12 protein-coding genes and 2 pseudogenes are annotated in these 9,857 nt (G+C 63.3%); 10 read left to right on the top strand and 4 right to left on the bottom strand.

What is annotated here, in order from left to right; translation table 11 throughout:
• From VE759_RS17940 to VE759_RS17930, 3 genes and pseudogenes are all read left to right on the top strand, one after another.
• The coding region (locus tag VE759_RS17940) for an NADPH-dependent F420 reductase (RefSeq protein WP_414687948.1) at positions 1-341 on the top strand (341 nt) is incomplete at its 5' end.
• 78 nt (positions 342-419) lie between these two features.
• Positions 420-1,346 (top strand): annotated as a pseudogene (locus VE759_RS17935) (SDR family oxidoreductase); the annotation flags it as partial.
• Positions 1,347-1,485: 139 nt separating this feature from the next.
• A complete protein-coding gene (locus VE759_RS17930) occupies positions 1,486-1,824 on the top strand; it encodes a hypothetical protein (RefSeq protein ID WP_324934898.1) in 339 nt (112 codons plus the stop codon).
• A 1,191-nt stretch (positions 1,825-3,015) separates the two neighbouring features.
• Here VE759_RS17930 and VE759_RS17920 read toward each other — a convergent pair.
• Positions 3,016-3,666, bottom strand: a complete 651-nt coding sequence (locus tag VE759_RS17920; RefSeq protein WP_324934902.1) for a TetR family transcriptional regulator — start codon at positions 3,664-3,666, stop codon at positions 3,016-3,018.
• Between the two features lie 28 nt (positions 3,667-3,694).
• Between VE759_RS17920 and VE759_RS17915 the strand changes: the two genes are divergently transcribed.
• Both VE759_RS17915 and VE759_RS17910 read left to right on the top strand, forming a co-directional pair.
• The gene (locus VE759_RS17915) at positions 3,695-4,516 is read left to right on the top strand and encodes an alpha/beta hydrolase (RefSeq protein ID WP_324934896.1); all 822 of its coding nucleotides are present in this window, start codon (positions 3,695-3,697) and stop codon (positions 4,514-4,516) included.
• 57 nt (positions 4,517-4,573) lie between these two features.
• Positions 4,574-5,080 (top strand): DUF3224 domain-containing protein, encoded by a 507-nt coding sequence (locus tag VE759_RS17910; protein WP_324934894.1) that lies wholly within the window; start codon positions 4,574-4,576, stop codon positions 5,078-5,080.
• A gap of 58 nt (positions 5,081-5,138) precedes the next feature.
• Here the strand turns inward: VE759_RS17910 and VE759_RS17905 are convergent.
• Both VE759_RS17905 and VE759_RS17900 read right to left on the bottom strand, forming a co-directional pair.
• Positions 5,139-5,430 (bottom strand): annotated as a pseudogene (locus VE759_RS17905) (pyridoxamine 5'-phosphate oxidase family protein); the annotation flags it as partial.
• A 7-nt stretch (positions 5,431-5,437) separates the two neighbouring features.
• Entirely contained in the window at positions 5,438-5,998 is a 561-nt protein-coding gene (locus VE759_RS17900; protein ID WP_324934900.1) for a hemerythrin domain-containing protein, read from the bottom strand.
• 228 nt (positions 5,999-6,226) lie between these two features.
• On the opposite strand from VE759_RS17900, the gene VE759_RS17895 reads away from it, so the two are divergent.
• On the top strand, positions 6,227-6,418 hold the full coding sequence (locus VE759_RS17895) for a hypothetical protein (protein ID WP_324934892.1): 192 nt from the start codon (positions 6,227-6,229) through the stop codon (positions 6,416-6,418).
• Between the two features lie 139 nt (positions 6,419-6,557).
• Here the strand turns inward: VE759_RS17895 and VE759_RS17890 are convergent, their stop codons facing one another.
• Positions 6,558-7,880, bottom strand: coding sequence for a L,D-transpeptidase (locus VE759_RS17890; RefSeq protein ID WP_324934891.1), 1,323 nt, complete (start codon positions 7,878-7,880; stop codon positions 6,558-6,560).
• Positions 7,881-8,295: 415 nt separating this feature from the next.
• Between VE759_RS17890 and VE759_RS17885 the strand changes: the two genes are divergently transcribed.
• The 4 genes from VE759_RS17885 (at position 8,296) to VE759_RS17870 (ending at position 9,755) form a co-directional block, all read left to right on the top strand.
• Positions 8,296-8,478, top strand: coding sequence for a hypothetical protein (locus tag VE759_RS17885; protein WP_324934889.1), 183 nt, complete (start codon positions 8,296-8,298; stop codon positions 8,476-8,478).
• A 183-nt stretch (positions 8,479-8,661) separates the two neighbouring features.
• Entirely contained in the window at positions 8,662-8,907 is a 246-nt protein-coding gene (locus VE759_RS17880) for a hypothetical protein (RefSeq protein ID WP_324934887.1), read from the top strand.
• Positions 8,894-9,295: a type II toxin-antitoxin system VapC family toxin gene (locus VE759_RS17875; protein WP_324934885.1), complete on the top strand. Its 402-nt coding sequence runs from the start codon at positions 8,894-8,896 to the stop codon at positions 9,293-9,295. Before VE759_RS17880 ends, VE759_RS17875 begins: the two co-directional genes overlap by 14 nt.
• A 193-nt stretch (positions 9,296-9,488) precedes the next feature.
• Positions 9,489-9,755, top strand: a complete 267-nt coding sequence (locus tag VE759_RS17870) for a hypothetical protein (protein ID WP_324934883.1) — start codon at positions 9,489-9,491, stop codon at positions 9,753-9,755.
• Positions 9,756-9,857 lie beyond the last annotated feature (102 nt).

Genomic DNA, 9,857 nt, shown 5'->3' with positions numbered 1-9,857 from the left:
ATGGCTTTGTTACCCCTGACGGCAGTTCCGCCGCGCAGGAGATCGCCAAGGCCGCCCCCGCCGGCGCGCATGTCGTCAAGGCGTTCAACACCCTGTTTTCCAATGTTCTGGCGGTCGGCTCAGCCGAGGGTCGCCCATTGGACGTATTCATCGCCGGCGATGACGCGCAGGCAAAGGCACGCGTGTCGGCGTTCATCGAGAGCCTGGGACTGCGCCCGATGGACGCCGGGCAGCTGCCAATGGCGCGGGCACTAGAGAACGTCGCCCTGCTGCAGTTGGGCCTCGTCGCCCACTCGGTCAAGCACACCAACTTCTTCCTTGGCGTCGGCATTCTCAACTGAGCGCACCACCACTTCTCGCGCCAGTCGCTCTACGGAACGAGAACAGGCCCCTCCACCAACCTCAAAAGGACAGTAATTATGCGCGTTTTCGTTACCGGCGGGACCGGCCATTCCGGTTCGTACATCATCCCCGAGCTCATCGCCGCCGGGCACGAGGTCACCGGCCTGGCCCGATCGGACACGGCCGCGGCGGCCCTGTCCGCGTTCGGCGCCAAGGTGCGTCGCGGCAGCCTCGAGGATCTCGACGGACTCAAGGAGGCGGCCGCGGACTCCGACGGCGTCATCCACGTCGCGCACAGGCAAGACCTGCTTCCGTCCGGCGGGATCGACGCCGTGACCGCCGCGGAGCTCTCGGTCATGCTCGCGTACGGCGAGGCACTCGCGGGAACCGGAAAGCCGCTGGTCGCGGCGGGCAGTATGGCCTCGCCCGGAAACCTGGGCCGGCCGGCCACCGAGGAGGACCAGGCCCTTCCCAGCGGCGATGAATACAAGGGCACCCTGCGGTTCCGTAACGCGGTGGAGACTGCCGTAGTCGGCCTCGCCGAGCGGGGAGTGCGGTCTTCAATCGTGCGGCTTCCCCCCATCGCGCATAGCACGACCGATCGTGCCGGCTTCCTCCCGGGGCTGATCGCGCTCGCGAGGGAGAAGGGCTTCGCGGGCTACCCCGGAGACGGCGCGAACCTGTGGGGCGCCGTGCACATTCGCGATGTCGCCTCCTTGTTCCGCTTGGCGCTGGAGAAGGGTCCGGCCGGCAAATATTGGCACGCAATCGAGGACGGGGGCATCCCGTTCCGCGAGATCGCCGAGGCCATTGGCAGCCGTCTGGGCCTGCCCACTGTAAGCGTTCCCGCGGACGTACTGATGCTGCCGGGATACTTTGGGTTCTACGCGAATCTGGTCGCGATGTCCCTCCCAGCGTCCAACCTCATCACGCGCCGGACCCTGGGCTGGGAACCCGCTCAGCCCAGCCTGCTCGCCGATCTGGACAACGGCCATTACTTTTCCGCCACCTCACGGCCCAGGCGCACCGACCAAGTCTCACACACAACGAGTAACCATGACCACGTTCGCCCCGCACCGCGACACCTTGGAGTCCTTCGTCGACTGCATCCACGGCGGCGCAGACAAAGACACCCTCACCCGTTTGCTCGCCGAGGACGTAGTGCTGTACGGCCCGCTCGGCGATGAGCCAGTCACCGGCCGCGAGGCCGCCGTGGAAACCATACAGACCGTCAACAGACTGGCGTCCGACGACACCTATATTGAGGTCCTCAGCGGCGAGACCCACCACGCGGCGTTCTACCGGCTGCAAATCGGAGACGCCGCGGTCAACGGAATTTTCTACGTCCTGCTCGGCGCGGACGGCAAGATCGCCGAGGTGACCATCTTTTGGCGCCCGCTGCCGTCCGGCGTCGCGCTGCAGCGGAACCTTGCGGATGCACTCGGCATGCAGCCCTGGGAACTGCGCACAAATGGGGAGTGACGACGAAGGACGTGCGCTACGCCAGCAGGGCCCGGAGTGCAGATCCTAACAATCGCCGATGAAACCGGCGGCCGGCCTGGCTAGAACTGGACCAGAAGGACGTCGAAGCCCATCTTGCCTTCCGGGGCCGCAACTTGGATAGAGACCAATCGGTAAGTGCCAGAGCCATATTCGTTGGCGACTGCGCGGATGCGTACGCGTTTGATTCATTTGATGCATCATCCACAACCCGTTGAGTCCTTGAGCCGAGCCACTCGGAATACTTTGTGGGACACGGCAGCCGCGAAGGGCTGCCTGATTTGGCGATGATCGCAGCGACCCTCCGATGAACGCGCCGCGCACCGCCATGACTATGTGACCTCACTCGCAGGAAGTCCTCAGCTCGCCTGGGGACGAGGGATACAGCGATGGCTGACCAGCCAATGGAGACGAAATTTCATTGGGGCACAGCGACTCTCAGCGACCTGTAAGGTAACTGCAAGGTAACGGATGTGGCGTGTTATGGCGATATTGCGGGTATGAGAAAAAGAATTGTGGGATTAGCGACGACGGCCTTGGTGACCGGGGGTCTGGGGTTGGCAGGTTTCGCGCTAACGCCCGGTACGGCCCAGGCCGAGCCCGGTCCATTTCCGGCGTATCACTGGTGTCCCGGCGATGATTGGTTCCCGTGGTGGGGCTTCAACTGGGACTGGGGTACCTGCCACGACGACCATCACCGCGATTTCGACGGCTGGGATCACAGTCGCGACTGGTGGGGCGACCAAGGTGGCGACCGCGGTGGATGGCAGCCTTGGCAGGGCGACCAAGGTGGCGACCGCGGTGGATGGCAGCCTCGGCAGGGCGACCAAGGCGGCGACCGTGGTGGCGACCGTGGTGGTCCGCAGCCGTGGCAGCCGTGGCAGCGGTAGGAGCAGCAGCAGAGCCCAGGGGCCCGAATCGGCCCCTGGCCGGGATTTTGCGTTATCCGACAGAAAGATTGACCAAAACCCGAGAAAGTGCGTTACTGCGTGGCATTAGCGGTGCCGTCCGACGTGTCGAACCTATGTAAGCGATCGCGAACAATCCCGTAGAGGGGGTCGGCCTGCATCGCGATCCGCGCCACGTCGGCGGCTCTTCTGGTTGTTTCGTTCGTCCTGACTTCACGCCGCAGACGGCGCCATGCATGGTGTAACCGTGCCGGTTAGTGTTGCGTCACATCTCGCGGATGCCGGCGGTGAGTTGGTCGAGATTGTCGAGGATCAAGGTTGCGAGAGCTGTCTCTGCATTGCTTTCCATCCACATCTCAAGTCCAACCCGGAATGCCGCAACGGCTGCCGCGGCTGTCAGTCGGGGACTTTGGTCGTCGTCGTTCGTCTGATAGTGGGCCGCGGTGAATTGGCGGACGAGTCGCTCGAATCCAGCGAACACCCGGCCCAGCCCGGCCTCGAGCAGTGGGGTGGTGGTGACGAGGCGCAGCCGCGCCAATTCTCGCTCCGGCTGGGCCGCATAATCGGAAACCGTTTGGGTAATGACCGCGCGCAGCGACACGAGCGGCGGTTCATCGGCAGGCCGACTCGCGAAGAGCTCCTCGGCCAGATCCAGATGGGACCGGAGACGACCGAGTACAAGGTCCTCTTTCGAGGTGAAATAGCGAAAGAACGTGCGCGTGGATACCAAACAGTCCGCACAGAGGTCTTCGAGGCGCACGTGTTCGTACCCTTCTGCGAGGAAACGGTGCAAGGCCCTGGCCTCGATCGTGGCGCGGGTGAGGTCCTTTTTCTGTTCTCGTAGCCCGTGTCGTCGTAGCCGGGCGGGCTGGCGCTGTTGGGCCGCCCTCGGGCCAGATTCGCCTGTCGTTGACATATGCCTATCATAGGCATATTTTCGCGGTATGGAAGTCATCACGCATCGAGGTCAGGCAGAGGTGAATGCTGCGCGGCTCTACTACGAGGCACGCGGCAGCGGGCCCGCGCTGGTGTTCATCCCCGGCGGCACAGTGGACGCCACACATTACGCAGCGGTCGCCGAACGGCTGGCCAACGATTTTTACACCGTCACCTACGACCGCCGCGCCAACAGCAGGAGTCCGCGCCCGACGGGGTGGTACGCGACCAGCATCGCCGAACAGGCCCGCGACGTCGCCGGCCTGATCGAGACGCTCGGACTGGCGCCGTGTGCTGTGTGGGCCGGCAGTCTCGGGGGGCTCATTTTGCTCGAGCTTTTGGTGCGCAGGCCGGGGCTGGTTCGCGCGGCGATGGTGCACGAACCACCGCTGTTCGGCGTGCTCGACGACGGTGAGAAGCTCGCAAAAGGTCTGCTCGGGACCGCCGCCCGTGCAATCCGCCACAACGCGGTCCGCGAGGAGTTCCGCAACCATGTCGGGCAGTCCATTGGCGAGGCGTTCAACGATCTGGCAACCGACGCGCAGGAGCGGATGTTCTCCAATGCCGAAGTCTTTTTCGACCTCGAGATCCCCGCAATCGTCGGCTACCTACCCGATCCCGCCGGTGCATCGCGAACGCTGCAGCGGGTGGACGTCCCGATCACGGTGATGGCCGACTCGCACAATCAAGGCACACCACCAGTTCGGGCCGCGGGATGGCTCGCCCAACACTTCGAAACCGAGCTTCGGTACCTTCCCGGCGGGCACATGCCGTACGCGACCGAACCCGAGACGACAGCCGCGGCTATCCACACCATCGTGGCCGGATAACGCACAGTCGTCCCGGCGCAAGCCGAACACACGCACGAGAACCGAGATCAAGAAGGGGTGAACGAGCACATGAGCTTCCAATGGGGAGGACTCGCCGACACCGCCGAGGCGCTCACCGAACAACAACCGCCGCCGCACGCCACCCGCTGTCACAGCCGCATCGACGTCATCGGCTTCGATAAGTACGACATCAGCAACCACGAGGACGGTTCCACCCTCGTGTCAACCGTGCTCACCGAGCGCTTCACCGGCGCGATCGAGGGCATGGGATATGCCGACCATCTCCGTCTCTTGCATCGGGACGGCAGCGGCATCACAACCGGCATTGAGCGCATCGAGGGCACTGTCAATGGACGCAGAGGGTCGTTTATCCTCACCGCACACGGACGCAACCACAGCCCTCACAAAGTTACCGGCAACTGGATCGTCCAACCCGGTTCCGGCACAGCAGAACTCACCGGAATCCGTGGCCGCGGCAGCTTCACCGCCATTGCCGACTCTAACGGCCGCTGGCATGCAGAAGACGAGTTCGTCTGCTGGTTCGAGGAATCTGCCACCGATTAACCCGCCACAGCAGAGGAGTCGAGCGGGCGAGGCTGTCGCCTTGGCGGCGGCTGTGCTCGGCAAGCTCGCGGAGATTCGGCGTCCTGCTATCGGCACCCGGCCAGATGCGACGTGATCGACAAGGGCCCCAAGCGCCCGAAGCTTTTCCGAGCGGTTGTCGACGAGACGCGCATTACCCATGACGACGACCGAGCGGTAGTTCAGTGAATGGTGCATCGCCGCGCGGGCCAGCACGAGGCGGTCCGACGAGGCTGACTGTCACGCAGGCCGGCAGGCTCCGACGGTGCCGCCTTCGCCGTGAAGATCAGGCCGCTGCCGGTGGAGCCGTGCAGGTACAGGATCTCGCCCAGGCAAGTGTTACCGCAGCGCCGCTTGCAGCACGTCGCGAGCCCGGTCCAGCATCGACGCGAACGGGCCGACCGCGAAGTTGGCCGTAGCCGATTCGACACCGGGGTGGGGACGCGTCGGTGAAATGGACTCGGCGGCGCGCACCGCATCGGTCATCCGCCTGAGTTGGCCGGGATCCAGTTCGCGCTCGAGCTTGTTGAATTCCTCGTTTTCTTCATGCTGGGCGTGGTCTATGACGGCCTCCCGCAGCGCCTTGAGCGCGTCAATGAACTCCTGCGAAGCGACATCCAGGTTCTCGATCTTCGCTAGTTGCTCCTTGGCCTGGTGCTCTTCGCGCGGCCGCGCATCCACGACTTCGTCACCGGCTGCTTGTTCGGCGCGGGCCCGGGGGTGCACCACCATTTCCTCGGCAGTCTCGTGCACCGCCAGCAATTGGCGCAGGTCGATGAATGCCTTCTCTCGAGCTTTCGGATCCGACGCGTAGAGCACCTCGTCGAACATATCCTTGATCAGGTTATGTTGCGCTATCAGGAATTCGACGACATCTTGACCCGCGTTGACTTCAGCCATAGTGCTCACTTCCGTTTGACAAGCACGCTCAAGTGCAGAGTTGTTCCCCGCTCGCCAGAGCGGTCCCCGCAACTTAGCGTCCCTAAACGCCGCATCGCGATCGCTCACCGTGCCGGTTCAGTTTGGCCGGCGGCGGATCGGCTGGCGGGTGCTCGTCGGCGCAGCCGCCACACCGCCATGGACCCGGCTGACATGATTAAAACCGCTGCGCCCGGGAACGCTGATGTCATGGCTACTTATCGTGTGATGAACCCTAAGGGCGAAGTCGTCGAAACCAAGGACATAGAAAGCGCCGATGATGCCCATGCTTGGTTCGTCGATGCCAAGGCAGACAATTCTGAGCTCGGATGGCGCATGGAAGTCCGGCACGAGGACGGCGAGTGGCATTTTTTCGACGACACCGAGGGCGACAGCCAATAACGCCGATTAACGATGTCAGGTCTCCCGCTGCGCGAATCTCAACTGAGAACATGACACCGAAATGTCGGCGATACCCCAGCGGATGTTTGATCGGCGCCGGCCGCGGGCCGCCGGCGACCGTTGCGTGCTCGAACAATCATCATCGGTTTAACGCACTGCCTTTGCGCCACTGGTCCCAGGGAACCGTCCAATCGCCGTTCTGGGATAGCTGTAGGGGCGGCCCGCCGCTGTTGTGTACCTCGACGACGTCGCCGGGCTGGGAGAAGTCGAAAAACCACTTCGCATTCTCCTCGTTGAGGTTGAGGCAGCCATGTGAGGTGTCGGTGTGGCCCTGCGCCCACACGGTGGCGTCGAGCTGATGCAGGTAGATGCCGTCGGTACTGATCTTGGTAGCCCAATTTATGGTTTCGCGATAGCCCAGCCGCGAATTCTTGGGCAGGCCAAAGGTCGACGAATCCATTACCACCGGGTTGCCTTTGTCCAGCACCGTGTAGATACCCGGCGGAGTCCAAAACGACAGCGTGCGGCCCGCGACTTGCTGAGTACCGCCCATGCCCATCGACGTGGGCATCGTGCGCACCAGGCGGCCGTTGTTGAAGACGCTGACCTGTTTGGTGGCGTCATCGGCGATGGAGACATGCGAGTCGCCGATCGTGAACGACACCTTGGTATCTTGCTGCCCGAAAAGCGCGTTCCCCAGCGCGATGCCATAGATCTTCGCCTCTGCCGTGACAGCCGTTCCTGTGCTGTAGTAGTGCTCGGGACGCCAATGGGCGTTTTGGTCATCGACCCAGTACCACGACCCCGTGACCGGTGGCGAGGTCGTCACCGTCAATTGCCGCTCAGCTGCCGCCCGATCGGCGATCTGCTCATCAAAGTGCGCCACAATCACGATCCCGACGCCGTACTTGCCGCCGTCCTGTAGCGGTACCTCGGCCGGGCTGGTGAACGACACCTTGGTTTGGTTGCGGGGCACCAAGGTTGAGAACATTGAGGTTTGGGTGGCGGCAATACCTCCCGGTCCTCGGCTCACAACGGTGATGGTGTAGGTGTGCCCGTATCCCAGCGGCTCCACGGGATGCCAGACGACGTCATCGGGAGTCATCACGCCCTCTACACGTTTGCCCAGGTCGTTGACCATCCGCACATCTGTCAGCGTTCCGGATGTCGCCACCACCGATACCGGCTGGACGGGATCCACGTCGCCAGCATCAGCAGCAGGCGTGATCGTGACCTGTGCTGGCGCGTGCAGTGCCGTGGGATCAGGTGCCGCGTGACCGCATCCGTGCCGACACCCCGGCAAGGCGCCGGCGACCCCCACGCCCAGCACACCGATCACCACAAGCAAGGCGGACAGCCCGCGTCGAAACCACGTATGCCGTCGGCGCTGCAGCACCTTCTGCGGCGCTGGCAGCGTTTCCGTTGGTGCATCCAGCGCGAGGCTGCGAGTACGCTTCGTCATGTTCGCTCAACCTGCCGGTCAGATACCTCGTCTGGAATCACAGACGTACCCCACCGCGGTACATCGGCAAACCGGTGCGGCGATAACCCGCCATATTCGTTTCCGCCGTATTCCTCCCGATGCACAGCAGCGTGTCGGTCGAGACGAGGCAGGGGAGAGGCTCTGATTGTCGGGATGGCTGTGGCCTACTAATCGCCACCAGCCAGCCGGCAGCCGAGCGGCAACGCGACCTCGGATACGGATTCGAACTATGAACGTGGATAACGGCTTAAAAAATTAACTGAGGGCGCTCGCACTCAGGATTCTTTCGGAGCTAGGGATTAGAAGGCGCTGCTACCTGCGCTTTTACCGAACCCGAAAATTTTAAGTTTTTGACGGCAAATGTTGGTAATCCCGTCGGCCATAACGGACTTGCGTGTCGCTCGACGAGTGGTTGTTTACCGACATCCGTGGCTGGACATTGGCTGAGCGCATCGACGATGAACAATTCGCCCGACTGCGTTCCAGGGCAGCTGCCAGGCTCACCCAGTTGGTCGCCGCGGATGGTCGCGTGCGTTTCCCAGCACCGGCCCTAATCGCGACGGCAACCGCGGGCTAAGCCACCAATACGTGGACCCCGATAGGTACTTACATCTAATGAAATAGGTTGTACTGCAATTTAACTCGATACCTTTAGCGGGTAATGGTGCGTGTTGATGAGGTGCGAGTTTCCGCATAGCGGTCGCCAGGCTTCATGAAGATTTGCACCAGTTGATGCATAGCCGCATGATACGATGCGTGTATGCCTAAGACTGTTCAAATTCGGGACATTGACGACGAGGTATATGCCGGCCTGGTGCGTCGTGCCGGCGAAGAGGGAATTACGGTGCCGGAGTTGTTGCGCCGTGAAGCAGCCCGCTTGGCGGCCCGGCCGTCGATTGCGCAGTGGCTGGCGCGGACCGGCCGGCGACCGTCGACGGTGTCCACGGCGGAGGTGCTGGCAACGATGGACGATTGGCGTGGCGAGTGGCCAGATGCTGGTCGTTGATGCATCCTGCCTGTTCGAGGTCGTAGCGGATACCCCCGCGGCAGATGCGATCGCGGCGCGCTTGGCCGCCGATATCGATCAGGCAGCGCCGCATGTAGTTGACGTGGAGGTCATGGGGGTGATTCGCGCCCAGTACCTGCAGGGGCGCCTGGACGGCACCGCCGCGGGGCAGGCGGTGGATGATCTGCGGGACTGGCCGGGTGAGCGGTTCGGGCACCGGTGGCTGCTACAGCGCGCCTGGGGACTGCGAGATTCGGTGCGGGGATGGGATGCGTTCTACGTCGCGCTCGCGGAGGCCTTCGACGCGACCCTGCTTACAATGGACGAGCGGCTCGCCCGCGCCCACGGGCCGACGTGCAGGATCGAAGTCCTCAGCGCCGCAACATGATCGCCGCTGACCGGCGGAGATGCCACGAAGACGGTCGACGAGAACCTCGCCATCGGGCAAGGATTCGAGACCGGGCCGCTGGGAACAATCAGCTCCAAAGCCGTAAAGCGAAGGGCCAAAGCGGTGGTGGCCCCGTCTGAATCGACTCCGATCCCGACACACGTTGGCGGCGCTTAGCCCTGCGGCGCGCACAGTGGTCGCCATCGCGCGCGCACTACAGGATCAGGAAGGAACGAGTTCAGGGATCCTCGTCCTGGATGAGCCGACCGCGGCGCTGCCGAGGCCTGAGGTGGATCTGCTGCTGGCCGCGCCGAAACGCTTCGCCAAGGCGGGTCAGTCGATCCTCTACGTGACTCACCGTCTTGAGGAGGTTGTCGCGATCGCAGACCGCGTCACCGTTCTGCGCGACGGACGCCTCGCCGCAACTGTGGAGGAGTTCGGCTCAGTGCGACTCGTTTAGTCCGCAGTGCCAGGATCACTCGCCCGCTGCGCCCGGGTCGCTGGCAATGATCCATCGGATGAAAACGGCGTACTTTAACTGACATAATGTGGCTTATCGGCA

The organism is Mycobacterium sp., from assembly GCF_035640695.1.
Lineage (GTDB): Bacteria > Actinomycetota > Actinomycetes > Mycobacteriales > Mycobacteriaceae > Mycobacterium.
Note: the sequence above shows the minus strand (reverse complement) of the source record. Positions and strands in the feature narration are given on the sequence as shown.